Source organism: Streptomyces sp. NPDC086989, assembly GCF_044745505.1.
GTDB lineage: Bacteria > Actinomycetota > Actinomycetes > Streptomycetales > Streptomycetaceae > Streptomyces.
The window spans coordinates 460473-485343 of sequence record NZ_JBIVAL010000007.1 but is presented as its reverse complement, the minus strand read 5'-3'; the positions used below and the strand labels follow the sequence as shown (position 1 = coordinate 485343).

20 protein-coding genes are annotated in these 24871 nt (G+C 74.0%); 12 read left to right on the top strand and 8 right to left on the bottom strand.

All coding sequences use genetic code 11. From position 1 onward, the window contains the following. Window positions 1–116 precede the first annotated feature (116 nt). Window positions 117–1097: a GlxA family transcriptional regulator gene (locus ACIPK4_RS20120; protein ID WP_402314356.1), complete on the bottom strand. Its 981-nt coding sequence runs from the start codon at window positions 1095–1097 to the stop codon at window positions 117–119. Window positions 1098–1265: 168 nt separating this feature from the next. Between ACIPK4_RS20120 and ACIPK4_RS20115 the strand changes: the two genes are divergently transcribed. The 4 genes from ACIPK4_RS20115 to ACIPK4_RS20100 all read left to right on the top strand — a co-directional run bounded on the left by ACIPK4_RS20115 (window position 1266) and on the right by ACIPK4_RS20100 (window position 4325). Further along, window positions 1266–1964: a DUF4389 domain-containing protein gene (locus ACIPK4_RS20115; RefSeq protein ID WP_402314354.1), complete on the top strand. Its 699-nt coding sequence runs from the start codon at window positions 1266–1268 to the stop codon at window positions 1962–1964. A gap of 92 nt (window positions 1965–2056) precedes the next feature. Continuing rightward, the gene (locus ACIPK4_RS20110) at window positions 2057–2692 is read left to right on the top strand and encodes a metal ABC transporter ATP-binding protein (RefSeq protein ID WP_402314352.1); all 636 of its coding nucleotides are present in this window, start codon (window positions 2057–2059) and stop codon (window positions 2690–2692) included. Further along, complete coding sequence (locus ACIPK4_RS20105) at window positions 2689–3555, top strand: metal ABC transporter permease (RefSeq protein WP_402314350.1); 867 nt, start codon at window positions 2689–2691, stop codon at window positions 3553–3555. Before ACIPK4_RS20110 ends, ACIPK4_RS20105 begins: the two co-directional genes overlap by 4 nt. After that, the gene (locus ACIPK4_RS20100) at window positions 3513–4325 is read left to right on the top strand and encodes an ABC transporter substrate-binding protein (protein ID WP_402314348.1); all 813 of its coding nucleotides are present in this window, start codon (window positions 3513–3515) and stop codon (window positions 4323–4325) included. The genes ACIPK4_RS20105 and ACIPK4_RS20100 overlap by 43 nt, the downstream gene beginning before the upstream one ends. 88 nt (window positions 4326–4413) lie before the next feature. On the opposite strand, the gene ACIPK4_RS20095 is transcribed toward ACIPK4_RS20100, so the two are convergent. The 3 genes from ACIPK4_RS20095 to ACIPK4_RS20085 all read right to left on the bottom strand — a co-directional run bounded on the left by ACIPK4_RS20095 (window position 4414) and on the right by ACIPK4_RS20085 (window position 8777). Further along, window positions 4414–5154 carry a DJ-1/PfpI family protein gene (locus ACIPK4_RS20095; RefSeq protein ID WP_402314346.1) on the bottom strand — a complete coding sequence of 247 codons (741 nt, stop codon included), beginning with the start codon at window positions 5152–5154 and terminating at the stop codon, window positions 4414–4416. 63 nt (window positions 5155–5217) lie between these two features. After that, window positions 5218–6894 (bottom strand): class I adenylate-forming enzyme family protein, encoded by a 1677-nt coding sequence (locus ACIPK4_RS20090; protein ID WP_402314344.1) that lies wholly within the window; start codon window positions 6892–6894, stop codon window positions 5218–5220. Then, entirely contained in the window at window positions 6891–8777 is a 1887-nt protein-coding gene (locus ACIPK4_RS20085) for a CoA transferase (protein WP_402314342.1), read from the bottom strand. The genes ACIPK4_RS20090 and ACIPK4_RS20085 overlap by 4 nt, the downstream gene beginning before the upstream one ends. A gap of 220 nt (window positions 8778–8997) precedes the next feature. On the opposite strand from ACIPK4_RS20085, the gene ACIPK4_RS20080 reads away from it, so the two are divergent. Beyond that, window positions 8998–10128, top strand: coding sequence for an acyl-CoA dehydrogenase family protein (locus tag ACIPK4_RS20080; protein WP_402314410.1), 1131 nt, complete (start codon window positions 8998–9000; stop codon window positions 10126–10128). A gap of 26 nt (window positions 10129–10154) precedes the next feature. On the opposite strand, the gene ACIPK4_RS20075 is transcribed toward ACIPK4_RS20080, so the two are convergent. Both ACIPK4_RS20075 and ACIPK4_RS20070 read right to left on the bottom strand, forming a co-directional pair. Then, window positions 10155–11213 carry a sugar ABC transporter permease gene (locus ACIPK4_RS20075; RefSeq protein ID WP_402314340.1) on the bottom strand — a complete coding sequence of 353 codons (1059 nt, stop codon included), beginning with the start codon at window positions 11211–11213 and terminating at the stop codon, window positions 10155–10157. Beyond that, window positions 11210–12418 carry an MFS transporter gene (locus tag ACIPK4_RS20070; RefSeq protein WP_402314338.1) on the bottom strand — a complete coding sequence of 403 codons (1209 nt, stop codon included), beginning with the start codon at window positions 12416–12418 and terminating at the stop codon, window positions 11210–11212. The genes ACIPK4_RS20075 and ACIPK4_RS20070 overlap by 4 nt, the downstream gene beginning before the upstream one ends. Window positions 12419–12630: 212 nt before the next feature. Between ACIPK4_RS20070 and ACIPK4_RS20065 the strand changes: the two genes are divergently transcribed. Beyond that, on the top strand, window positions 12631–13350 hold the full coding sequence (locus tag ACIPK4_RS20065; RefSeq protein WP_402314336.1) for a hypothetical protein: 720 nt from the start codon (window positions 12631–12633) through the stop codon (window positions 13348–13350). A gap of 157 nt (window positions 13351–13507) precedes the next feature. Next, a complete protein-coding gene (locus ACIPK4_RS20060) occupies window positions 13508–14140 on the top strand; it encodes a sigma-70 family RNA polymerase sigma factor (protein ID WP_402314334.1) in 633 nt (210 codons plus the stop codon). A 51-nt stretch (window positions 14141–14191) separates the two neighbouring features. Here the strand turns inward: ACIPK4_RS20060 and ACIPK4_RS20055 are convergent, their stop codons facing one another. Beyond that, on the bottom strand, window positions 14192–15703 hold the full coding sequence (locus ACIPK4_RS20055; protein ID WP_402314332.1) for a hypothetical protein: 1512 nt from the start codon (window positions 15701–15703) through the stop codon (window positions 14192–14194). Window positions 15704–15773: 70 nt separating this feature from the next. After that, window positions 15774–16472, bottom strand: a complete 699-nt coding sequence (locus tag ACIPK4_RS20050; protein WP_402314330.1) for a TetR/AcrR family transcriptional regulator — start codon at window positions 16470–16472, stop codon at window positions 15774–15776. Window positions 16473–16658: 186 nt separating this feature from the next. Here ACIPK4_RS20050 and ACIPK4_RS20045 point away from each other — a divergent pair, with 186 nt between their 5' ends. The 5 genes from ACIPK4_RS20045 to ACIPK4_RS20025 all read left to right on the top strand — a co-directional run bounded on the left by ACIPK4_RS20045 (window position 16659) and on the right by ACIPK4_RS20025 (window position 24826). Then, window positions 16659–17690: a medium chain dehydrogenase/reductase family protein gene (locus ACIPK4_RS20045; protein WP_402314328.1), complete on the top strand. Its 1032-nt coding sequence runs from the start codon at window positions 16659–16661 to the stop codon at window positions 17688–17690. A gap of 107 nt (window positions 17691–17797) precedes the next feature. Continuing rightward, complete coding sequence (locus ACIPK4_RS20040) at window positions 17798–19228, top strand: MFS transporter (protein ID WP_402314326.1); 1431 nt, start codon at window positions 17798–17800, stop codon at window positions 19226–19228. 97 nt (window positions 19229–19325) lie between these two features. Beyond that, complete coding sequence (locus ACIPK4_RS20035) at window positions 19326–20273, top strand: polyphosphate kinase 2 family protein (RefSeq protein ID WP_402314323.1); 948 nt, start codon at window positions 19326–19328, stop codon at window positions 20271–20273. A 64-nt stretch (window positions 20274–20337) separates the two neighbouring features. Next, entirely contained in the window at window positions 20338–23058 is a 2721-nt protein-coding gene (locus ACIPK4_RS20030) for a cation-translocating P-type ATPase (RefSeq protein WP_402314321.1), read from the top strand. Between the two features lie 13 nt (window positions 23059–23071). Next, window positions 23072–24826: a SulP family inorganic anion transporter gene (locus ACIPK4_RS20025; protein ID WP_402314319.1), complete on the top strand. Its 1755-nt coding sequence runs from the start codon at window positions 23072–23074 to the stop codon at window positions 24824–24826. The last annotated feature ends 45 nt before the right edge of the window (window positions 24827–24871 follow it).

Here is a 24871-nt window from a genome sequence, read left to right as displayed (position 1 = left end):
GAAGCGGGAAGCGGGCACGGCGAAGCCGTGCTCCGGCGCGGGTGCGCCGGGCAGTGGGTGGTGCGTGCTGGGTGGTGCGTGCGTGGGGGGTGGTGCGTGGTGGCTGTGGGAAAGGGTCAGTGCGCCGTGCGGAACCGGCGCCGGTAGGCGGCCGGGGTCGTGGCGATCTGCTTGCGGAAGGCCCGGTGCAGGGTCTCCACCGAGCCGAGACCGGCTGCCGCGGCGACTTGTTCCAGCGGCTCGTCGGTGGTCTCCAGCAGCCGTCGGGCGGCCTCCACCCGTACCGCTTCCACGTACGCCGCCGGGCTGGTGCCCAGCTCCTTGCGGAAGGTCCGGGCGAGGTGCCGCTCGCTCATGCACATCCGGGCGGCGAGCGCGGCGGCGGACAGGTCCGCGCCGAGGTGGTCGGTGATGTGGGCCCGCAGGGCGTCGATGTCCCTGCGGGAGGCGGGCGGGCGGCTGAGCGGAACGCTGAACTGGCTCTGGCCGCCCTGCCGCTTGAGGTACATGACCAGCTGCCGGGCGACCGCGAGGGCCAGGTCCTCGCCGTGGTCCTCGGCCACCAGGGCCAGGGTCAGGTCCATGCAGGCGCTGATCCCGGCCCCGGTCCACACCCGGCCCGACCGTACGAAGATCGGGTCCGGGTCCACCTCGACCCGCGGGTGTTCGGCCGCCAGCTGGGCGGCGGTGGACCAGTGGGTGGTGGCGCGGCGCCCGTCCAGCAGGCCGGCCGCGGCCAGCAGGTGCGCGCCGACGCACACCGAGGCGACCCGTGCGGCGTGCGGGGCGGTGGCGGCGATCCACCGCACCACCTCGTCGTCGACGCGGGCGACCGGGCCCTCCTCGGCCGCCTCGACGGCGCCGGGCACCACCAGGGTGTCCACGGCGGCGCCGACCTCGGCGAACGAGAGGTCGGTGACCAGCCGGACGCCGGCCGAGGTGGTGACCTGGCCGCCGTCCGGACCCGCCAGGCGCACGTCGTACAGCCGGCGCCCGGCCTCCCGGCCCGCGAGGGCGAAGACCTCGGCGGGACCGGTGACGTCGAGCAGGTCGACATCGGGGAAGACCGCGATCACGACGCGGTGGGGCGTGGACATGCGTCCATCCTGGCCGTGCCGCCGGACGTCCGCAATGACGGTTGTCTGTCACATCGGGACATCGGCCCGCGGGGTCCGAGTGGAGCCCGGTCCCCGCTGCGCGGATGATGGAGGTGCCCCGCTCCGGTCGCTCACGACGCCGGACACGGGCAGGGACGGTGACGCAACATGCCCGCGAACGCTTCCGCCCACCGCTCGGTCAGGGTGAACGCCTACCTGGACGCCCCGCTGTCGCGGTGGCTCTGGCTGGTGAAGTGGCTCCTGGCGATCCCGCACTACATCGTGCTGGTCTTCCTGTGGATCGCCTTCGTCGTGGTCAGCGTGATCGCCTTCTTCGCGATCCTGTTCACCGAGCGCTATCCGCGCGGCCTGTTCGACTTCAACGTCGGCGTGCTCCGCTGGTCGTGGCGGGTCTCGTACTACGCGTACGGCGCCCTGGCGACCGACAGGTACCCGCCCTTCAGCCTCGGCCCGGAGCCCGGCTATCCGGCACGCCTGGAGATCGCCTACCCCGAACGCCTGTCCCGGCCGCTGGTCCTGGTGAAGTGGTGGCTCCTGGCGATCCCCCAGTACCTGGTCATCGGCTTCTTCACCGGCGGCATGCACCACGGCCGGTGCGCCGGCGGCGGTCTCATCACGCTGCTCTCCCTCATCGCGGCGGTGGCGCTCGCCTTCACCGAGAAGTACCCGCGCGACCTGTTCGACCTGGTGGTGGGGCTGAACCGGTGGGTGCTGCGCGTCGCCGCCTACGCCGCGCTGATGACGGACGAGTACCCGCCGTTCCGGCTCGACCTGGGCGGCGACGACCCGGCCCCGGCCCCGGCGGCCTCCCCCGGACCGGACCGCGGCGGACCGGACTCCGCCTGACCGGCCCGGAACCGGAGGGGCCCGCCGTCCGACCAACTCCCCATCGGGGCGCCGGCCGGCGCCCGGCTCCGGCAACCACGGGAGGGCCACGGATGGGCGGACTGGACGTACGCATGCGGGGGGTCGCCTGCCGCCACGGCCGCGTCGAGGCGGTCGCCGACGTGGACCTGGAGATCGCAGCGGGCGAGCGCGTCGCACTGACAGGGACCAACGGCTCGGGCAAGACCACGCTGCTGCGCGCGGTCCTCGGACTGCACCGCCAGGTGTCCGGGAGCATCCTGGTCGGCGGCCGCGGCACCGCTTCGGCCGCGGAGTGGGCCTGGCGGCGGCGGTGCTGCGCATGGATCCCGCAGAAGCCGGCGGCCGGCCGCTTCCCGCTCCTCGGCGACGAACTCCTGGCCAGCGGCGGCGCACCGGCCGAGGCCGCCGAGGCGGCCCGGAAGCTGGGGGTCGGCGCGCTGCTCGGACGGCCGCTGCACACGCTGTCCGGCGGCCAGCTCCAGCGGATGTACCTGGCCCGGGCCATCGGATCGGTGGCCGCCGGGGCCGAGGTGCTGCTCGCCGACGAGCCGACCGCCGCACTGGACTTCGGCGGCCAGGAGGAGGCGGCCGACGTGCTGGCCGCACTGCCGGTGACCCTCGTCGTGGTCACGCACGACCGGGCACTGGCGCAGCGCTGCGACCGCGTGCTGGAGATGGCCGCGGGCCGGCTTCGGGAGGCCGGGTGATCCTCGCCGGCGCCGCTCTCGGCGAGCTGCTCCAACTGGTCCCCGTACAGCGGGCCGGATTCGCCCTGCTGCTGGCGGCGGCCGGCCTGCCGGTGATCGGGGTGGTCATCGTGGGGCTCGACATCATGCCGGTCCGGTTCGCGATGATGCACGTCGCCCTGCTGGGCATCGCGGTCGGGCTGCTGACCGGGCTCGACCCGATGCTGTGCGCGCTGGTGGCCTGCGCGCTGGCCGGGGCGGGAGTGGCTCCGCTGGCCCGGACCCCGGACGGGCTGTCCGGGGCGATGGGCCTGCTGATGAGCCTGGCCATCGCCGCCGCGCTGCTCGTCCTGGCCGTGTCGGGGGTCAACGCCTCCGGTGCGTTCGCCCTGTTGTGGGGGTCGATCCTGTCGGTGGGGACCGCGGACCTCGTGGTGCTCGGCGCGCTGGCGGCCCTCGTACCGGGGTTGTTCTGGTGGCGGCGGCGCGACGTGGCCCTGCTCCTGTACGACCGTGAGCTCGCCCAGTGTTCCGGGGTTCCCGTGCGGGCGCTGACCGTGGTGCTGCTGGTCCTGGTCGCCGTGGCGGTCGCCGGCGCGATCAAACTCACCGGCGCGCTGCTGGTCGACGCCCTCACCCTGCTCCCGGCTCTCGCGGCCCGCCGCCTGGGCACCTCGCTGCGGTCCATCACCCTGTGGGCGGTCGGGATCGGAGTGACCGTGAACCTCACGGGCTTCCTCGTCGCCCTCCGTCTCGACTGGCCGCCCGGGCCGGTCCTCGTCCTCACCGCCGGGACGGTCGTCCTCGCGGTCCATCTCGTTCCCGAACGGAGCATCCCCACATGGCGCGCACCCGCGTCCGATTCGCTTCCCTCCTCGCACTGAGCGCGGCACTCGCCCTCGTCACCGGCTGCGGGGCCGAAGCCGGCGACGGCACCGCATCGAAGGACGGCACACCCGGCCAGGGCGGCGGGAAACCGGTCGTCGTGGTCACCACCAGCTGGGAGGGCGCCTTCGCCAAGGCCGCCGGAGCCGAGGACGTCAAGGTGATCGTGCCCCAGTCCGTGCACCACGCCCCGGACTACGACCCCAAGCCGTCCGACCTCGCAGCCGTCGGCAAGGCCGACTTCGTGCTGTACGCGCCGTTCGAGCCGTACGCGGCGAAGATCAAGGAGGCGGCGGGCTCGAAGGCCAAGCTGGTCGAGGTGAACCTCGACAACGACTCCGGCAGGGCCAGGTCCGAAGTGGCCCGCCTGGGCAAGCTGTTCGGCACGGAGACGGCGGCCGCGCAGTGGACGGCCTCGTTCGACGCCGAGTACGCGAAGCTGGCGAAGGACGTCCGGGGGGCCTGGCCGGGCGGGCGGAGCCCGGCGGTCGTCAGCCAGGTGTTCACCACCTGGTCGGCCGAGCTGGCCGGGGCCACCCAGGTCGGCACGTACGGTCCCGAAGCGGTCACCCCCGCGCAGCTCGCGGAGCTTTCGGGGAAGAAGCCGGCGCTGGTCCTGGACAACGCCCACATGACGACCGGGACCGTGCTGCCCGACTCGGGCGCCAAGCAGGTCGAGATCGTCAACTATCCCGGCGAGGACCTGGACCTGCTGCCCGTCTACCGCAATGCCGCGGCCGCCCTGAAGAAGGCCATGGGCGGTTCCTGACGGCCCGCGGGCACAGCGGGAGGGGCGGGAGAGCACCGAAGTGCTCTCCCGCCCCTCCCGCCTCTGATGCCTCCTGCGCCTCCCGCGCCTACGGCAGCCGGGCCGCGGCCCGCGTCCAGACCGTGCCGCGCGCCTCGTACTCCAGCATGGACTCCACGTTCGTCGCCGCGTCCGCACCGAGTTCCCGGCGTACGAGCCACAGGGCGAGGTCGAGACCGGAGGTGATGCCGCCCGCCGTGACCAGGTCCCCGTCGTCGACGACCCGGGCGTTCTTGAGCATGCCGCCCTGCTGTTCGAGGTCGGGCCGGGCCCTGTGGTGGGTGGTGCAGGGCCGGTTGCGGGTCACTCCGGCGGCGGACAGCAGCATGGTTCCCGTACAGACGGCGCCCAGGGTGAGGCCGGGGCGGACCGCCGCGGCCAGGTTCCGGGGGAGCACGCCGCTGCGGATCTCGGCCCACACCCCGGGGCTGTCGCGGCGCGCGTATCCGCCGCCCGGCACGAGAAGGACGTCCGCCGAGCCCGGGGCCCAGGCGTGCTCGACCCGGACCTGGGTCCCGTACGCGGCCTGCACCGTGCCCGGGCCGGTGGCGGTGACGTAGCGGACGTCGACCGCGCGGTCCGTGAAGAAGCGGGCGGCGCAGAAGACCTCGTAGGGGGCGGCGAAGTCGAGCTCCTCCACCCCGTCGTACATGACGACCTGTACGCGCAGCGGTCCGGCCGGATTCGCGGCGGTCGGTGGTGGCGTCGCGGAGGCCGGCGCTGTGGCCGCGCCCGCCACTGCGGCGGCGCCGATCGCGGTCGAGGCGCGGAGCAGGTTCCTGCGGTTCATCCGGTGGTCCCGTCGTCGTTCCGTCGTTCCGTCGTTCCGTCCTACCGTCGTGCCGTCGTGCCGTCAGCCCGCATGGGCGAGCGGGGGTGCGGTGGCCGCCCCCGCGAGCCGTTCGCGCAGGGCGGTGCGGTCGGGTTTGCCGGCCGGGGTGAGCGGGAGTTCTGCCAGGACCAGCAGCCGCTCGGGGTGTTTGCGCCGTTCGAGGCCCCGGCGCGTGAGGTGTGCGGCCAGCGAGGCGAGCGTGGGGGCCTCGGGGCCGCGCGGTACGACGCAGGCCGCGAGGCGCTCGCCCATCAGCGGGTCCGGGACTCCGACGCACACCACGTCCCGGATCCGGGGGTGGGCGGCCAGCTCCCGCTCGACCTCGGCGGGGCTGATGTTGGCCCCGCCGCGGATGACGATGTCCTTGAGGCGGCCGACGAGGTGCAGGACGCCGTCCCCGTCGATCAGGCCGAGGTCTCCCGTGCGGACCCAGCCCCCGGGCGTGCGGTAGCGGGCGTCCAGGTCCGGGGAGGCGACGTAGCACATGGGGGTCATGGGGCCGCGGGCGATGATCTCGCCGATCTCGCCGTCGGGCAGCTGTTCGTGCGTGTCCGGGTCGGCGATGTGGATGTCCGCGACGCGGGGGTCGGGGCGGCCGGCCACGATGCCCGTCCCGTCGGCGTCCGGGACCTCGCGGCGCAGCCCGGTGTGACAGTTGACGCCGTCCGCCGAGCCGTAGAGGTTGACGACCGGGCAGCCGAACGCGCGGGCGGCGTCCTCGGCCGTGGTCTCGTCCAGGGCCGATCCCCCGAGGACCAGGGCGGTCGGGGAGGGCAGTTCTCCCCCGCCGGACCCGGGGTGTCCGAGCCGGTCCAGCATCATGCGGACCATCGTGGGGACGCCCAGGACGTGCGTGGGCCGGTGCTCGCGCACGGCGGCGAGGGCGGCCTCGGGGGTGAAGTGGTCGAGCAGGATCAGGGTTCCGCCGTGCCGGGCGAGGGTGACGGCGGTGCCGCTGGATCCGAACGCCGACCCGAGCGGTACGAGGAACAGACAGCGCGGCGGGGTCGCGTCGGGCATGAGCGAGGCGAGGAAGTTGCCCCGGCCGCCGGCAAGCGCGTTGTGGGAGTACGCGACCATCTTCGGTTCCGCTTCGGAGCCGGAGGACACCAGGATGCGGGCGGCGCCGTCGGGGTCGGGGCGGGCCGGAACGAACTCGGTCGGGTCGGAGCGCAGCAACTCGGAGAGGAGAATCGTTCCTTCAGAGGCGGTTCCCGTCCGTCCCGCGGCGATGACGTGGCGCAGGGCCGGCAGGGAATCCGCCAGGGCCCGGAGTTCGGCGGCATGGTGGTGGCCGCGGTGTTCGACGGCGGCGATGACCGCGACGGCCTCGGCCCGGCTCAGCAGGTTCCCGGCCTCCAGGCTGCCGCGGCCGACCGGGAAGGGCAGTGCCACCGCGCCGAGGGCGGCCAGGGCCAGCTCGGCGATGACCGCGTTCCGGCCGCCCGGGAGCTGGACGCCGACCACGTCGCCGGACCGGATGCCGAGGCCCGCGAGGCCGGTGGCCAGACATCGCACCTTGCGGTCCAGGGCGGTGTAGCAGAGCGCGCCCTTGGCATCGATGACGGCCGTGGCGTGCAGGTCGGCGATCTGCCGGGCGCGGAACAGGCTGTAGAGGTCGAGGTCGGGGCAGGTCCCGTCGGCCGCCCAGGCACGGCGGAGGCCGGCGGGCAGCAGGTCGTGCAGGGCGACGGTCATGCGAAGCTCCAGGGGTCGGGAACGGCGGGGGCACCGTGCGCGTCGCGGCTGATCGAGCCGGGGAAGCGCGGGTCGTGGTGCAGGTCGGCCGGGTCGGTGGTGACCGCGGTCGCGGACAGGCCGTGGTCGCGCAGCTGGGCCAGGGCCGCGCCGGTGGGCAGGGCGCGCAGGTCGTACGCGGCGGCCGCGGGCGCACAGGCGTCGGTGGGGGCGATCCAGCCGTCCGCGGTGCGCAGCGGCCGGCGGAATCCGGCGGGCCGGCGCGGCTCCTGCCCGCGCAGCGCCCGGCGCAGGGCGGGGGCGGTGAGGGCGTCGGCGGCGCCGAGCAGCGAGGAGTCGACGCGGACGCCCGACCCGGTGCGCTCCCGCAGGAGCAGCCCGGCCAGTACGGCCTCGGCTCCCATGAGTCCCCCCAGGACGTCGAGCAGGGTCATCAGGGACGGCGCGGGGGCCTCGTCCCGCGGGCGGGCGGCTTCGCCGACGCCCGTGCGGGCCTGGACCATGAAGTCCGTGCCCATCGGGGCGTCGGGGACGCGGTCCGCCCAGCCGCCGGTGTACGCGTAGACGAGCGCGGGGTTCACGGCGGCCAGGTGCGCGGAGTCGAGTCCGAGCGCGGCCGCCTTGCCGGGGGCCCAGTTGTGGAGGAAGACATCGGCCCCGGCGGCCATCTCGCGCAGCCGGCGGCGGCCCGCGGCGGATTTGATGTCCACCTCGGCGGCCTGCTTGCCCCGGTTCAGTGCGAGCCAGCGGGCGGAGATCCCCGAGCAGGCGGGCGGCATGCCGCGCAGCGGGTCGCCGCCCGGCGGCTCGATCCGTACGACGTCGGCGCCGAGCAGCCCCAGCAGGTGGGCGGCGAGCGGGGCCTGGATCCGGCGGCCGGCTTCGAGGACGGTGAGGCCGGCCAGCGGACGGGCCGCGGAGGGCGCGGTGGCGGGGCCGGTCCGGGCCCGGGGGCCGGATCCGTACGGGGCGAGGGACCAGGGCGGGGCGCCGTCCTGTTCGGCGGCGCGCTCGTCGAGGGTCCGCAGCCGGCAGACCTCGGCTCCCGAGACCGCGGCGGCGCCCTCGATCCGCCGCCAGGTGTGCGTGCGCGCCGTGGTGTGCAGGGCCGGGGGGAAGGGGGCGCAGGCCGTGGCGTACCGGAACTGGAACGGCCGCCACCCGGCCCGGACGGCGTCGAAGGGGGCCTCCAGGGCCCGCCAGAACGCGGCCCAGGAACCCGGCTCCAGGGTCTCCAGCTCGAAGACGACACCGTCGGAGGAGGTGAACGGCGGTCCTCCTGGGGCGAGTTCGACGGCCTCGCCCTCATCGGCGCCGGCCGCGGCGAGATACTGGGACACCGCCAGCAGTCCGGCCCGCTCGGCGCTCGTGGACACCCTGCCGGCCGGGCCGCCCCGGGCCTGGGCCAGCAGCCCGGCGAGCAGTCCCGAGACGGCGAGGACGCCCGTGGCGGTGGTGGCGTAGTCGACGGCCAGCCCACGGGGGGCGCCGTCGCGCCGCCCGTGCACGGCCATGATGCCGGTGGCCGCCTGAACGGTGGCCTCGTCGCCCATGCCGTCCGACGGACGGGCCGACCAGCGCACGGACGCCTCCTGAGGGTCGAACCCGGCGCCGGACAGGGTGAGGCGCGCCGTACGGCCGTCGCCGGACCCGGCGGTCCTGCGTCCCGCGCCCGCGCTCGCGGCCGTGCCCGGGCCCGCTCCCGAGTCCCTCGTCTCCATGCTCGCGTCCGTCCTCGCGTCCGTCCTCGGGCCCGTCCTCGTGTCCGCGCCGAGGAGCTCCAGATGCTCCACGGCCGGGCCCAGCAGCCCGGGCGGCCCCGAGGCGGCGAGGTGCAGTCCTTCGAGCGGCCGGACCGTGCGGGTGACGGCTGGTGACGCCATGCCTCTCCTCTTCTCCTGGCGCGGCGGCGGTGACCGGCGCCCCGGATGTGCTCGACGCGGGAACCCGGGCGGGTACGCGCCCGACCAGTTCCCCGGGGAGACAGTCGGACGGCTGCTCCCACGGGTTCCCAGGGCGTTGGAGGAAGTGGTGCAGAACCGAGAGGAAGCCGGCCGGGAGGCCGGCGGTGCAGGTCCCGAACCGCACCCCGGAGAAGCCGGGTTGCGGGACCGGGTCGAGGAGTTCGTACGGAGTCGGGTCATGCCGTACGAGCCCGTGCTCGACGCGGGTGGAGTGCACGGCGCCGCGGCCCTGCGGGAGTTGCAGGACCTCGCGAAGCAAGAGGGCCTGTGGGCGCTGCCGCACTCGGCCGAACTGGGCGGTCAGGGGCTTGCCTTCGCCCGGTACGCACGGCTCGCCGAGGCCGAGGGGGCCAGCGACCACGGACCGGCGGCCCTCGGCTCCGCGTCCCTGCTCGATGCCACGATGCTCCGCAGGCACGGCGGCGACCGGATCCGCGCCCTGTACCCCGGACGCCTGACGGCCGGGGAGCTGCGCGCCTGCTACGCGATGACCGAGCCGGACACCCCGGGCACCGACCCGGCCGGTACGGTGACGCGCGCCGAGGAACAGCCCGACGGCAGCTGGCGGGTCACCGGCCGCAAATGGTTCGTGTCGGGTGCCGCCGGGGCGGACCTCGTCACCGTCCTGGTCCGGACCGACGGGGAGCCCGGCGACCGCGAAGGCCTCTCCCTCCTGGTGGTGCCCACCGGCTCCCCCGGCTTCCGCGTCGTACGCGAACTGCCCGTGTTCGGGGCCGCCGGCCAGTGGGAGATCGGGTTCGACGGGGTCGTCGTGCCCGGCGACCACCTCCTCGGGCAGCGCGGACAGGCCCTCGCCATCGCCGGGGAGCGGCTCCAGGTGGGCCGGACCCTGCGCTGCCTGCGCTGGCTCGGCCAGGCCCAGCGCGCCTTCGACCTCATGTGCCGGCGCGCCGGCTCCCGTACGGGGTCGCGCGGTCCGCTGGCCGGTCACCAGCTGGTCCAGCGGCACGTCTTCGAGGCGCTGCTCGCGCTGCGCACCACACGGCCGCTGGTCCACGAGGCAGCGGCCGTGATCGGGGCGGGTGGGGACGCGCACGTGGAGGTGGGACTGGCCAAGGTCGCCGCGGCCCGCATGCTCCAGCAGGTCGCGGACGCGGCGATCCAGGTGCACGGTGCGGCCGGGCTCGGCCCCGACACCCCGCTGCCGGCGCTGTTCCGCACGGGCCGCGCGGCCCGCATCCTCGACGGCCCGGACGAACTCCACATCACCTCGGTGGCCCGCCGGGTGCTCCGTACGTACGGACCCTGAGGCGCGGCGGCGCGCCCCGGCGCCGGTCAGACCTCCAGGAGGCCGGCCGGCCCGGTCAGTGCGGCCAGGCCGAGGGCCAGGAAGAAGTCGCCCCACACCAGTTCGTGCCGGACCGCGATGCCCCGCTGCGCGTCGTAGCAGCCGTCCAGGAGCATGCCCCGGGTCAGGTGCTCGCCGACCAGGCGTTCCAGGATGGCGGCGGCCCGGTACGCGTACTGCGCGGCGCGTGGGCCCGGCAGGCGGGCGAGTTTCAGCAGCGCGACGGCCGCGATGGCGGCTGCGGAGGTGTCCAGCGGGCCGACGGGCCGTTCCTCGTCCGCCGGCGGGACGAGCGGGGTGCAGGGTCGCGTCCACACGTCGGCCAGTCGCTCCGCGGCCGCCCGCAGCCGGTCCGGGGCGGTCCCGGCGACCTCGGGGCGGTGCAGGGCGTCGGCCACCGCCAGCAGCAGCCAGGCACTCCCCCTGCTCCAGCCGGCCGGGGGCTCCGGGCACGGCCGCCAGCCCGCCTGCGCATCGAACTCCCAGGCCGGTACGGTGCGTCCGCCCGCACCGAGGCACAGGTCGAGGTGCCGGTGCAGGTGGGATGCGGCGGCCCGTACACCGTCCGGGCCCGCGGTGGCCAGCAGTGCGACCGTGCCGGGCACGCCGTCCACCCGGGCCAGCAGCCGGGGGCCGCCGAAGGCCGCTCCCCAGGGCACCAGCCCGAGTCCGGTGTCGAGCGCGGCCAGCACCGCCCGTGCGCCGGCCGCCCGCAGCTCGCGCGCACCGGCGTCGTCGCCGGCGAGCGCCGTCCCGTACCAGAGGATCAGCCCGCGCGCGGCGGTGTCGGCCTCGACCCAGCCGGCCAGTCGCGCCGTGCACGCGGCGGCGGCCGCCCGGTCGTCCGCGTCCCCGGTGTGCCGGGCCCGCAGCCACAGCAGCCCGGCCCAGAAGCCGCCGGTCCACGCACCGCGGCCGGTGGTCGTCCAGTGGCCGGTGGCCGGGTCGGCGTACAGCGGGAACCGGTCGCCGGTCTCGGCACGGGTACGGGCGGCCCGGTCGAGGACGTCGGACAGCGCCCGCCCGGCCCAGTCGCCCGGGCTCACGCCGCCGCCTCCGTGCGCGGGCCGCGCCGCTCCCGCCCGGCCCAGGCCGTCGCGACGGCGCCCGCCAGCGCGAACTCCCCGGCGACGAGCAGCCAGCCCGGCCCGTACCGGCCCGCCTCGGCGAGCGGCCCGAACAGCGGGGGACCGATCGCGAACCCGGCGAAGAACCCTGCGGCGACGAGCGCGGAGTCCTGGCCGGCCCGGCCGGGGGCGGCCCGCTGCATCACCAGCACCATCGAGACGGCGTTGCCGGAGACGGCGAACACGCCGACGGCCACGGCGGCCACCCAGACCAGTGGCCGTACGTACAGGGCCGCGGCCAGCAGGGACGCGGCCAGGACCGCCCCGGCCGCCAGTCCTGCGGGCAGCCGTTCGGCGCGCCCCGGCCGGGCCGCCCTCGACCAGCCGACCCGCCCGGCGACACCCGCGACGCCGAGCACCGCCACCAGGGCCGCGGCCTGGGTCGGCCCCATGCCGAGCTCGCGGGCCCCGAAGAGCGCCACGTACGTGTTGACCGAGGCGATGCCGCAGCCCAGGAACAGGGAGAACACCGCCAGCCACGCGACGGCGCCCCGCGGCAACAGCGACGTGCGCGGCTGCCCCCGTGTCACAGGCGGATCGGCGGGCAGTGCCCGGTGTGCCCAGAGGGCGGCCGCGGCGGCCGCGGCGGCGGCCGTCCAGAGCGCCCCGCGCCAGCCGACGGCTGCGGCCAGCGCCGCCAGCGGCAACCCGGCGGCGAACGCCCCGAGTTGTACCCCGGACTGTTTCATCCCGGTCACCGCTCCCCGGCGGGCGGGCGCGACGGCGGCCAGGATCGCCTTGTTGGTCGCGGGATTGGCGAGCGCCTGGGGCACTCCTCCCAGGGCGACGGCGGCGAGCAGGAACCCCGGGCCGGACGCGGCGCCGATCAGCGCGAGCGCCGCCGCTGAGACGAGCAGCAGCACGACGAGGGAGCGGCGCGGCCCCGTCCGGTCCACCATGCGGCCACCGACGGGAGAGAGCACGGCCGCCGCCCCGAAGCCAATCGTCGTGGTCAGACCGAGGACGGTCGGCGAGAGGCCCCCTTCATCCACCAGGCGCGGGCCGAACGCCCCGAGCAGGAACAGCTGGAGCATCGAGAAGGCCATGGCGGCGGTGAGCAGCGCCGTGAGCGGGCCGTCCGCGCCTGCCCCGGCGGTGTTCGCCGCTGTCGTGTGCTGCGCCACTGCCGACTCCCTTGCTGCGCCTGTCATTTGTGTCCAGGGCAGTGGTCGCGGCGGCCAACGTGCCGGTTCCCAAGGCTTGTTGTGATGTGCGACACATGGGGTTTTGTCCGGTGATGCCAATTCCGGGCGCCCCTCTGTGACCGCCTCGGGAGGGGTGCGACGATGAGCCCGCCATGACCCGGGGACGATGCTGTCGCGCTGCACGGGCTGCGATGTTCGCAGCCACCTGCGTGCTGCTCGCCTCCCTCGCCCACGTCCTGATGACGGGGACGCCCGTCCCCGCGTGGACCATGGCGGCGGCCTCCGCCGCCACCGGTGTGCTGGGCTGGTCACTGGCCGGCCGCGAACGCGGGCTCCTGGCCGTCACGTCCACGACCGTCGCCGTCCAGGCCGCCCTGCACGCCGGGTTCGCGCTGGCTCAGGCGGCCGCCGCGGGCGATGCGGGGGCCTCCCTCGCCCGGCGGTGGGCCGGGTACCTGCTGTGCGCCGGTCCGGCCGCACGCCCGCCGGGCGGCCACGTCCACCACGTGACGGGGGCGATGACCGGCAGCGGCACGGCCATGGCGATGCAGGCGCCGATGCCCGTGCCGGTGCACGTGCCGGCGCAGGGTTCCGTGCCCCTGCCGCTGCCCGCCGGGCACGACATGGGCTCCCTGCCGATGTCACCGGCCGGCATGCTGGCCGGACACCTGCTCGCCGCCCTGCTCTGCGGGCTCTGGCTCGCGTACGGGGAGCAGGGCGCCTTCCGGGTCCTGCGGGCCCTGGCCGGGCTGCTCCTCGTACCGCTGCGGGTGGTGCTGCGCCTGCCCGCGCCCGTCGGCCGGCCGCGCCTGCGGATGCGCCCGGACCGCCGGGTCCGCCCCCTGCGCGGGCTGCTGCTCGTCCGTTCCCTGACCTCGCGGGGGCCACCGCCCGGGACCGCTGTCAGCTGACAGCCGGCTCACCGACGCGCGCGACGCCACGGCGCTGCACGCCTCGGTCATCGGACCCGCCGACCGGCGGGCCGTACCGCTCACCGGCCCGCCTCGCCACGCAGTGCGTGCGCGGCGCCGGATCCCGGATCCCGGATTCCCAGAAGGACATCAGGCGATGACCCCTGCCCTGCTTCCCCGTCCGACCGTCGCCGAGACGGCGCCGCCGCGCCACACCGGCGGCCCGGACGAGCCGACGACCCTGCTGGCGCTCGCCGCCCGCGACGGCGACCCCGACGCGGTGGACCGCTTCGTACGGGCGCTGCACCGCGACGTCCGGCGCTACGTGGCCCACCTCAGCGCCGATCCGCAGTCCGCGGACGATCTGACCCAGGAGACCTTCCTGCGCGCCCTGGGCAGCCTGCACCGCTTCGAGGGCCGCTCCTCCGCCCGCACCTGGCTGCTCTCGATCGCCCGGCGCACCGTCATCGACAGCCTGCGCCACAAGGCGGCCCGCCCCAGGATCTCGGACCGCGACGACTGGCAGTCCGCCGCCGAACGGGCCCAGCCCCGCGGCCTTCCGGGGTTCGAGGACGGGATCGCCCTCGCGGAACTCCTCGGGGCGATACCCGCCGAACGCCGTGACGTGTTCGTCCTGACCCAGGTCCTGGGGCTGCCCTACGCGGAGGCGGCGTCCGCGCTCGGCTGCCCGGTCGGCACGGTGCGCTCCCGCGTGGCCCGCGCCCGCACGTCGCTGATCGAACTCCTCGCGAACGCCGAGCGTCCCGAGCTCGCGGCGTCGGCCGCCTGACCCGCCGGCCCGGGGCGGGACATCCCTCCCCGGGCCGGCCCGCACCTGGGCCTAGCCGCCCTTCAGGCGGCGGACGACCTCGTCGGAGACGCGTTTTTGGAGGTCGGCGAGTTGCTCGGGGGTGTAGGTGCTGAGGTCGCCGGGGGCGGGGCCCGGCCCGCCCTGGTCCTTCTGTCTCTGTTTCTCCTGTTCCCGGCGCTGGAGTTCCTGTTCCTCCGGTGAGCCCGGTGCCGCGTACGCGCACTGGACGAGCGCCCCGTCGGCGGTCTTCAGACAGGTGGCCTCGCGGCCGGCGACCTGGCCCCTGCCCTCCACCCGGTACCGGATGTTCTGCTCGCTGCCGATCGTGGCGGTCCAGGTGCTGCCGCCGGTGGGTACGACCTCGAACACCCGGTCTTCGTTGTAGCAGCAGACGTCCCGGTACTCGGCCTTGATCAGCTCGACGAGCGCCTTAGGCGACGACCACGTCGGATCGAGCCGGTGGACGGTCATCGGGGCGAGCCCGCCGCCCTGGTGCCGCGTCGGCACCGTGGACACGGCCACGACCGAGCTGGCCTCCCCCTGCGGGGTGAGCGGGGTGACGTACGCGCTGCGGCCGCTGCCGTCGCGGTACTGGAGGGTGAACTCCGACTCGTTGCCCTCGTTGGCCCCGTCCTCGGACGCGTCCCAGCCGCTGCGCTCGAACCACCAGTCGCTGAAGCTGCCGACCGCGGCGGTGCCCTCGCGCTGGCGGGCCGCGAGGCTCAGCGGATAGGTCGGGCCGGGCACCGCGGTCGTGTCAGAGGTGATCGTGAGCTTCCCGGTCCTGCCGTTGTACAGCGCGAGACCGGCGGGCCGCTCGGTGACCACCAGGATCCCGGTCTGGCGTTTGAGCGGGACGACCACGATCGGGGTGTCGCCCGAGCAGGTCACGTAGGCGTCGTCGGCGTCGAAGCGCACCCAGCGCTTCTGCGCGGAGATCTTCCGGCCCAGGTTGTGGGTGAACCAGCCGCCGATCCGGGCGTCGGCCCTGTCCACGTCGAACGCACAGCGCTGCTGGCTGCGGCCGTTGCCGCCGAGCGGGATCTCCTGCACGAGACCGACCTCGTATCCGGCCAGCCAGCCGCTCCGTTCGACGAGGGTCGCGAAGCGGTTCGAGTCGGGCAGGTACGTGATGTCGGAGATCTCACCGGTGACGTCGCCGAGGTGTGGGGCGGCCTGCGCCTTCCCGACCAGGTAGGGCGCCCGGGCCGCCAGCTCGGGCACCGGCTCGCTCACGATCCGTACGTCCTTCATGTACGCGCGGTCCTGGAGGTACGGCCCGTACATCAGCCACCAGACCGCGAGGCCCAGCCCGAGGAAGCCGCCCACCCATCCGAGGACCACCGCCGCGGTGCCCCCGCCTGGCGAACCCCTGCCCCTCCGCGCCAGCTTGACCACCAGCCACAGCAGTGCGGCGAGGGCGCCCGCCAGCAGCGGCGCGGCGAACCAGGAGAAGACCTTGCGGAGCTCCCAGGCGATGATCGTGGTGGCGTACGAGGCCCACCACAGGAACAGACCCAGCAGAAGAACGGGTATCCCCACCCGCAATGCCCGACCCATGAGCGCCCCCCGACGTCAGCTGGGGCAATTCTGTACCCCCCAGGGGCGGTTGTCAGCCGTTTTGCGGCCTGCTCCGGTCGCCGAGGGGGTCGGTCAGGGCGCTCACCTCGGCCTCGTAGAACAGGGCCGGGTCCAGGCCCATGCCGGTGAAGTGGCCCGCCAGTTCCAGGGACAGCACGCCGTGCAGCCTGCTCCAGAAGGCCAGCGCGAGCCGCAGGGCCGCCGGCGGGGCGTCGGGACGGCTCACGGCCCACTCGCGGTGTCCGGCCAGGTGTTCCTCGAAGGCGCGGGGCTCCCCGCCGCAGGCGGGTTCCGGCGCGGCGGCCGTGCAGGCACCGAGGAGGACGGACATCATCTCCGCGGCGATCTCGGTGATGTCCTGCGGTGCGTGGTAGCCGGGTACCGGGGTGCCGTAGACGAGGAAGTAGCGGTGCGGGTCCTCCAGGGCCCAGCGGCGCAGCACCCTCGCCAGTGCGGCGGGGCCGGGCCGGTCCGCTCCCCCGTCGCCGGCGGCCCCGAAGGCGTCGGCCAGGCTGCGGTAGGCGTCCCGGATGAGCTCGGTGATCAGCTCGTCCCGGTTGGCGAAGTACCGGTACAGCGCCGGCCCGCTCATGCCCATCTGCTTGGCGATCGCGTTCAGCGACAGCGCGGACGCGCCGGAGCCGGCGATCTGCTGCCAGGCCTTCTCCTTGACCTCTTCGCGCACCTGCTGCCGGTACCGCCCGCGGGGGGTCTGCGCACTTCCGGCCATGCCGGCCACCTCTCGTAGCCCGTCTTCTGGGGAGTTAGAAGCTATCACCATCGGCATGCCCACTCGCGATCGAACGAACTGCTCTTGACATCGGTGCAATGCCCGTTCATTCTCGTTATAGCTTCTAACGAACACGAGAAGCGCTCATCCGATCCGCGTCATCGGCGCGAACTCCTGGAGGCCGTCATGAACACCGTCGAGCGCATCGAGATCGTGCTGCCGGGCAAGGTCGAGCCGGAGGGCCTGGAGCTGCACCGGGGGCCGGTCCCCGCTCCGGCGGACGGCCAGGTGGTGGTCGCGATGGAGGCGACCGGGGTCTCCTTCGCCGAACAGCAGATGCGCCGCGGGCGGTACTACGACCAGCCCGAGTTCCCCTTCGTCCCCGGCTACGACCTGGTCGGCACGGTGCAGGCCGTCGGCAGGGGCGTCGACCCGGGGCTGCTCGGCCGACGGGTGGCCGCCCTGACGAAGACCGGAGGCTGGGCCAGCCACGTCGCCCTCGACGCCGCCGACGTGGTGGAGGTCCCCGACGGCGTGGGCGCGGCGGAGGCCGAGACCGCGGTCGTCAACGGCATCACCGCCTGGCAGATGCTCCACCGCAAGGCCCGGGTGCGGGCCGGCCAGACCGTCCTGGTCCACGGGGCCAACGGTGGCGTCGGCTCGATCCTGGTCCAGCTGGCGCTCGCCGCGGGCGCCCGGGTGATCGGCACCGCCTCCACCCGCCACCACGACGCGCTGCGCGCCCTCGGGGTGACCCCCGTCGACTACCGCTCGGGCAACGTCCCGGCGCGGGTCCGGGCCCTCGCGCCCGACGGGGTGGACGCGGTGTTCGACCACGTCGGCGGCGACGGCATCGTGGACTCCTGGCGGCTCCTGGCCCCCGGCGGCACCCTCGTCTCGTACGGCAGCGCCGCCACCCGCGACGACGAGGGCTCGGGCTCGTGGCCGGTGCTCAAGCTCGTCGGACGGGTATGGCTGTGGAACGGCCTGCCCAACGGCCGCCGCGCGTACTTCTTCAACGTGTGGGCGGGTCGCGCCTACGCCAGGAACCGCTTCCGGGCGCGCCTGCGCTCCGACCTCACCGAGGTGTTCACGGCCCTCCAGCGCGGCGAGATCACCCCCCAGGTCGCCGCCCGCATCCCGCTGGCCCGCGTCGCGGAGGCGATGCGCCTGGCCGAGTCCGGCACGGTCGCCGGAAAGGTCGTCCTGGTCCCGTGACGGGGCCAGTCCCGTGACGGGACCGGTCCCGGCGTGCGCCGGGGCCGGGCCCGGCGCAGTCTGAAACGAGCGCGCCCGTGGTGGACGGGCGTGTGGAGGTGGTTCCGGTGGACCAGGCACGAACCCCGCAGCGGCCGTCCGGCGCGCAGCGGCGCATCCTCGCCCCGCTGGCGCTCGCCCAGTTCATCTGCAGCTTCGCCGGGTCCAACATGAACGTGATGATCAACGACATCAGCGAGGACCTCGACACCACCGTCCAGGGGGTGCAGACCGCCATCACGATCTTCCTCCTGGTGATGGCCGCACTGATGATCCCGGGCGGCAAGCTGACCGACATCCACGGCCGCAAACGCTGTCTCCTGGCCGGCCTCGTCATCTACGGCATCGGCGCCCTGCTCAGCGCCGCCGCCCCGGGGCTGGGCGTGCTGATCCTCGGGAACTCGATCCTGGAGGGCATCGGAACGGCCCTGCTCATCCCGCCCGTCTACATCCTCACGACGCTCATCTTCACGGACCTGACCTCACGCGCCCGCGCCTTCGGCGTCATCATGGCGCTGGGCGGCATGGGCGCCGCCGCCGGACCGCTGATCGGCGGGCTCATCACGTCGTGGCTGAGCTGGCGGGCGGCCTTCGTGTTCCAGGCCCTGGTCATCGTCGTGATCATCGTGCTGAGCCGCAGTCTCGAGGACCCCCTGCCGCCCGATCCGGCGCGCCGCTTCGACACCACGGGAGCCGTCCTCTCGGCCACCGGCCTCGTCCTCGTCGTCATGGGCATCCTCGCGGCCGACGACAACGTCTGGCTGATGATCGGCCTGCTCGTCCTCGGCGCCCTCGTGCTCTTCTGGTTCTTCCGGTCCGTCCGGGCCAAGGAGCGGGCGGGGAAGGAACCCCTGCTGTCCACCAGCCTGTTCCGCAGTCGCACCTCCAACCTGGGCCTCGTCACGCAGAACGTCCAGTGGCTGCTGCTGATGGGTTCCTCGTTCACCATCGCGGCCTACCTGCAGGTCGTGCGCGGCTACGACGCCATCCAGACCGGCGTCATCTTCACCGCCGCCACCCTCGGCCTGCTCGTGTCCTCGCTCGGGGCCCAACGGCTCGCCGAGCGGCGGCCCCAGCGCACCCTCATCATGACCGGCTTCGTCGTCACGATCGCCGGCATCGTCGTCCTGATCGCGATGGCCGGCGGTTCCCCGAACCCCTGGGCCCTCACCCCCGGGCTCCTGCTGATCGGGCTGGGCCTCGGCGTGATGCTGACCCCCTCGGTCAACGTCGTCCAGTCGAGCTTCCCCGAGGAGCGGCAGGGCGAGATCTCCGGCCTCTCCCGCAGCGTGTCGAACCTCGGCTCCTCGCTGGGCACGGCCGTGGCCGGCACCATCCTGGTCGCCGGGCTCACCAGCGGCGCCTACGCCGCCGCCATGATCACGCTGGCCGTGATCGGGCTCGCCGGACTCACCGCCGCGGTACTCCTTCCGCGGCAGCCGTCCCCGGGCACGGCGCCGGCCTCCGCCCCGGACCCCACCACACGGCACACGCCCTGACCTACGGGGAGCCGTCACCCTTTCTCTCCCACCGGCACCCGCCGGAGGGCGATCTTGACGGGTCGAGCACAGAATGACCACGAGAGGGGTGAGGGTGATGGCGGACGGGAGAGCCGAACGCATCGCGGATTTCATCGAGCCGCTACGGGTGCGACCGGGATCCAAGGTGCACCTGGAACGGGACTTCGATCCCCGTTACAAGGGCGGCCTGAAGAAGCAGCAGGGCGCAGAGCTGCTGCGGACCGGGGTGTCGCTGCTCGCCGAGTACCAGGACCGGCTGGCCGCGCAGGACACGTACGGCGTGGTGCTGTGCCTCCAGGCGCTCGACGCCGGGGGCAAGGACGGCACGATCCGGCACGTGATGAGCGGCGTCAATCCCCAGGGCGTGCGCGTCAGCAGTTTCAAGGTGCCCTCGGCCGAGGAACTCGACCACGACTACCTGTGGCGATACGCCCAGCGGCTGCCCGCGCGCGGCGAGATCGCCATTTTCAACCGCTCGCACTACGAGGAGGTCCTCGTCGTACGGGTGCACCCGGAGGTACTCCTGCGGCAGAAGCTCCCGCCGCACGGACCGGACCCGGACATCTGGGAACGCCGCTACCGGGAGATCAACCAGTGGGAGCGCTATCTCACGGACAACGGGTTCAAGGTGGTGAAGATCTTCCTGAACCTGTCCAAGGAGGAGCAGCGCACCCGCTTCCTGAAGCGGATCGACCTGCCGGAGAAGAACTGGAAGTTCTCCGCCGCCGACGTCCGGGAGCGGGGCCGGTGGGACGACTACCAGCACGCGTTCTCCGAGATGCTGTCCGCCACGAGTACGCGGTGGGCCCCGTGGTACGTCGTGCCGGCGGACCGGAAGTGGTTCGCGCGGATCTGCGCGGCGGCGGTCCTCGCACACACCCTGATGGAGATCGATCCGCAGTACCCGGAGGTGGCGCCGGAGGCACGCAAGGACCTCCTCGTCACGAAACGGAACCTGGAGCGGGAGGCCCCCGCCGGGGCCCCGGCCGACCCGTACGCCGCCCGGCAGAAGAAGCGCGGCTAGGCAGCCCTCGGGCGGCCCGCGACCGGCCCGGATGCGTCCGCGGCCCCGGATCGGAGGCACCACCATGACAGTGCGGTCGGATTCCGCGGCGGAACGGCCCCGGGCTGCCGGGGACGGCTGGTACACGCGCTCGCCCGAGGAGGTCGTGGCGGCGTTCGGCGTCGATCCCGCGGCCGGTCTGTCCGCTGCCCGGGCCGCGGAACTCCTGACCGCGAACGGTCCCAACGCACTGCCCGAGGAGGCGCGGACCCCGGCCTGGCGCCGGTTCCTGGCGCAGTACCGCAGTTACATGCAGATCGTTCTGGTGGCCGCCGCGATCGTCTCGCTGGCCATCCGGGAGTGGACCACCGCCATCCTGCTGATCGTGCTGACCCTGCTGAACGCGGTCATCGGCCTGCGTCAGGAGGGCAAGGCCGAGAGCGCCATGAACGCGCTGAAGTCGATGATGAAGGCGACGGCGCGGGTGCGCAGGGACGGCCGGGAGGCCGAGATCCCCGCCGAACAGCTCGTCGACGGCGACATCGTGCTGATCTCCGCCGGGGACCAGGTGCCCGCGGACGGACGTCTCATCGAGGCCAGCGCCCTGCAGATCGACGAATCGGCGCTCACCGGCGAGAGCGTTCCCGCCGCGAAGGACACCGGTCCGCTGGCGGGCAGCCGGCTCGCACCGGGCGACCAGACCAACACGGTGTTCATGAACACCCCGGTCACCCACGGCAGCGGCGTCATGGTCGTCACCGCGACCGGTGCGCACACCGAACTCGGCAAGATCTCCGGGATGCTGTCGGCCACCGAGAAGGAGGTGCCGCCGCTCACCAAGGAGCTCGACCGGCTGACCCTGTGGATCACGGCGGCAGCGGGCCTCACCATGATCGTGATGTTCGCCCTGGGCCGCCAGCGGGACCAAGCGTGGGACGTGTTGTTCGTCAGCGCGGTCTCGCTGGCCATCGCCGCCATCCCCGAGGCCCTGCCGACGGTGACCCAGGCGATCCTCTCCGTCGGCAGCCTGAACCTGGCGAAGCGGCACGCCATCGTGAAGGAACTGCCGTCGGTCGAGACGCTGGCGTTCACGTCGGCCATCAACTCGGACAAGACCGGCACCCTGACGATGAACCAGATGACCGCCGTCGAAGTGCTGAGCCCCACCGCCCGGTACACCGTGTCGGGCACGGGCTACGGGCTCGAAGGGAAGGTCCACCACGCCGCCGGGTCCGCCGCGGGCATCGAGGACGCGATCCTGCCGTACGTGGTGGCCAGCGACGCCAAGCTGGTGGGCGGCCGGGTGGTGGGTGATCCCACGGAGGGCGCGCTGCTGGTGCTCGCGCACAAGGCCGGGCTGGACACCGACGCCACCCGCGACGCCCTCCCCCGGCTCGCCACCCTCCCGTTCGACCCCGAGTACAAGCTGATGGCCACCTTCCACTCGGCCACCGACGCCTCCGGGCGGCAGGTCGTGCGCTGCTTCGTCAAGGGCGCGGCCCCGGCGGTGCTGGCGCGGGCGACCACCGCGCTGGCGGCGGGGCAGACGGTCCCGTGGGACGCCGATCTGCTGCGCCGCGCCGAGGCGGCGAGCGAGCGGATGGGCGGTGAGGGGCGCCGGGTGATGGCCGCGGCCGGCCGTGACCTGGACCCGGACGGCTTCGATCCGGACGGCGATCTGCTCGCGTACGTCACCGGCCTGCGGGTGACCAGCCTCGTCGGCATGGTCGACCCGCCGCGCGAGGAGGCCAAGGCGGCGGTGGCCGACGCCCAGGCGGCGCACATCCGGGTGCGCCTGGTGACCGGGGACGACGTCACCACCGGCGCGGCGATCGCCCGCCAGATCGGCATTCCCGGCGAGGCCGTTCTCGGCGCCGACTTCGCCGCGATGAGCGAGGAGGAGCAGCTCGCCCGCATCGAGGGGATCGGTGTGGTGGGGCGGGTCGCGCCGGAACACAAGGTGCTGCTCGCGAACACGCTCAAGAAGAAGGGCGAGGTCGTGGCGATGACCGGGGACGGCGTCAACGACGCCCCGGCCATCAAGGCCGCGGACATCGGCATCGCCATGGGCAGCGGCACGGACGTGGCGAAGAACGCCGGACGCATGATCCTTTCCGACGACAACTTCGCCACCATCGTCTACGCGGTGGAGCAGGGCCGCACGATCTACGACAACCTCACCAAGTACATCCGGTTCGTGCTGCTCCTGCTGGTCACGTTCGTCCTGACGTTCCTCGGGGCGACGGTCTTCAACATCGCCGCCGGTGAGCCGTTCACCCCGCCGCAGGTGCTGTGGATCCACTTCGTCGTCAACGCCTCCTTCGGCTTCGCGCTCGGCTTCGACCGGGAGAGCGCCGGGCTCATGCGGCGCCGGCCGCGGCCGCGCGGGGAGTCGGTGCTCACCCGGCCCGTGCTCGTCACGGTCGGACTGGGCGGGCTGGCGATCACCGTCCTCCTGCTCACGCTGATCCGGCTCGGCGAGAGCCACTGGGACGGCGTCGGGACCGGCCAGTCGATCGCGTTCACGGCCTTTTCGCTCTGCCTCATCGTGGCCGCCTTCGAATGCCGCAGTGAGACGGAGTCGGTGCTGACCCCGTCGACGTTCGACAGCAGGCAGATGAACTGGGTCGCCCTGGCCCAGTTCGTGCTCTCCGTGCTGGTGACCCAGATGGACGGGTTCCGCCGCCTGCTCGGGACGACCGAGATCGACGCGCGGCAGTTCGGCTGTGCGCTGCTGGCCGCCCTCGCGCTCCTGCTCGTGTGGGAGCTGGGCAAGCTGGTGGCCCGCCGGGCGAAGGCCGCCTGAGGAAGGTCCGTCCGTGACCACCCGGCACGACGGGCACAAGGTCCTCTCCCTCCTGCGGTCGGTCCCCGGGATCCGCGCGGCCTCGTCGTACCGGCGCGCATGGCTGGTCAAGGACCTGGTGGCGGGAGTCGTCCTGACCACGCTGCTGGTGCCGCAGGGCATGGCGTACGCCGAACTGGCGGGCCTGCCGGCCATCACCGGCCTGTACACGACGGTCCTGTGCCTGCTCGGGTACGCGGTGTTCGGCCCGTCCCGGATCCTGGTGCTCGGCCCGGACTCCTCGCTCGGGCCGATGATCGCCGCCACCGTGCTGCCGCTGGCGGCGGCCGACGGGGATCCCGGCCGGGCCGTCGCACTGGCGTCGATGCTCGCGGTCATGGTGGCGGCCGTCATGATCCTGGCCTCGGTGGCGAAGCTCGGCTTCGTCGCCGACCTGATCTCCAAGCCGACGATGATCGGTTACATGAACGGCCTGGCCCTGACCATCCTGATCGGTCAGCTGCCCAAGCTGCTCGGCTTCAAGGTCGATGCGGACAACCTGATCGGCGAGTGCGCGGGCCTGGTGCACAAGCTCGCCGACGGGGCGGCGGTGCCGGCCGCCGCCGCGGTGGGCCTCGGCGGAATCGCGTTGATCCTGGTCCTGCAGCGCTTCCTGCCGAAGGTCCCCGCGGTGCTCGTGATGGTGGTCCTGGCGATCGCCGCGGCCTCCGTCTTCGACCTGGCCGAGCACGGAGTCGGCCTGGTCGGGGTACTGCCCGAGGGCTTCCCGCCGTTCACCCTCCCCGACGTGCGGGCCGCCGACCTCGCGCCGCTGCTCGGCGGTGCCCTGGGCATCGCCCTGGTGTCGCTGGCCGACACGATCTCCAACGCGTCCGCCTTCGCGGCCCGCACCGGGCAGGAGGTCCACGGCAACCAGGAGATGGCGGGCGTCGGTGCGGCCAACCTGGCGGCCGCCCTCTTCCAGGGCTTCCCCGTCAGCACCAGCGGGTCCCGGACGGCGGTGGCGGAACGCGCGGGCGCCCGGAGCCAGCTGACCGGGGTCGTCGGAGCGGCGCTCATCGTCCTCATGCTCGTGCTGGCCCCGGGCCTGTTCCGCAACCTCCCCCAGCCGACCCTGGCCGCCGTGGTCATCACCGCGTCCCTGTCCCTGGCCGACGTACCCGGAGCGGTACGTCTGTGGCAGCAGCGCAAGGAGGAGTTCCTGCTGTGCTTCGCGGCCTTCGCGGGGGTGGCCCTGCTCGGCGTGCTGCCCGGGATCGCCGTCGCCGTGGGCCTGTCCGTCCTCGGAGTCTTCCGGCGCGCCTGGTGGCCGTACGAGACCGTGCTGGGGCGGGTTCCGGGCCTGGAGGGCTACCACGACGTCCGTTCCTACCCGCAGGCCGAACAGCTGCCGGGGCTGGTCATCTACCGCTTCGACGCCCCGCTCTTCTTCGCCAACGCCAGGTCGTTCCGGGACGAGGTCAGGCGACTGGCCGGCGGGGACCCGCCGCCGAGCTGGATCGTGGTCGCGGCGGAACCCATGACCGACGTGGACACCACCGCCGCCGACGTCCTGGAGGAGCTGGACGAGGCGCTCAACGCGCAGGGCGTCCACCTCGTGTTCGCCGAGCTCAAGGACCCCGTACGGCGCAAGATCGAGCGGTACGAACTCACCCGTACCATCGACCCCGCGCACTTCTTCCCCACCGTGGAGGCCGCCGTCGCCGCGTTCCGCCTGCGCACCGGAGCGCAGTGGTCCGCCGGCCCTGCGGCCCCCGACGAGACGTGACCGCCCGGCGGGCGGTTCGAGCCCCGGCGGGCGGCCGCACCGGGT

Excerpts from the sequence above, each read along its gene's own strand:
- ACIPK4_RS20095 (WP_402314346.1), bottom strand. The coding sequence starts at position 5,154 with ATGAACCGCAGGAACCTGCTCCGCGCCTCGACCGCGATCGGCGCCGCC.
- ACIPK4_RS20120 (WP_402314356.1), bottom strand. The coding sequence starts at position 1,097 with ATGTCCACGCCCCACCGCGTCGTGATCGCGGTCTTCCCCGATGTCGAC.
- ACIPK4_RS20045 (WP_402314328.1), top strand. The coding sequence starts at position 16,659 with ATGAACACCGTCGAGCGCATCGAGATCGTGCTGCCGGGCAAGGTCGAG.
- ACIPK4_RS20050 (WP_402314330.1), bottom strand. The coding sequence starts at position 16,472 with ATGGCCGGAAGTGCGCAGACCCCCCGCGGGCGGTACCGGCAGCAGGTG.
- ACIPK4_RS20100 (WP_402314348.1), top strand. The coding sequence starts at position 3,513 with ATGGCGCGCACCCGCGTCCGATTCGCTTCCCTCCTCGCACTGAGCGCG.
- ACIPK4_RS20085 (WP_402314342.1), bottom strand. The coding sequence starts at position 8,777 with ATGGCGTCACCAGCCGTCACCCGCACGGTCCGGCCGCTCGAAGGACTG.
- ACIPK4_RS20065 (WP_402314336.1), top strand. The coding sequence starts at position 12,631 with ATGTTCGCAGCCACCTGCGTGCTGCTCGCCTCCCTCGCCCACGTCCTG.
- ACIPK4_RS20090 (WP_402314344.1), bottom strand. The coding sequence starts at position 6,894 with ATGACCGTCGCCCTGCACGACCTGCTGCCCGCCGGCCTCCGCCGTGCC.
- ACIPK4_RS20030 (WP_402314321.1), top strand. The coding sequence starts at position 20,338 with ATGACAGTGCGGTCGGATTCCGCGGCGGAACGGCCCCGGGCTGCCGGG.
- ACIPK4_RS20110 (WP_402314352.1), top strand. The coding sequence starts at position 2,057 with ATGGGCGGACTGGACGTACGCATGCGGGGGGTCGCCTGCCGCCACGGC.
- ACIPK4_RS20115 (WP_402314354.1), top strand. The coding sequence starts at position 1,266 with ATGCCCGCGAACGCTTCCGCCCACCGCTCGGTCAGGGTGAACGCCTAC.
- ACIPK4_RS20060 (WP_402314334.1), top strand. The coding sequence starts at position 13,508 with ATGACCCCTGCCCTGCTTCCCCGTCCGACCGTCGCCGAGACGGCGCCG.
- ACIPK4_RS20035 (WP_402314323.1), top strand. The coding sequence starts at position 19,326 with ATGGCGGACGGGAGAGCCGAACGCATCGCGGATTTCATCGAGCCGCTA.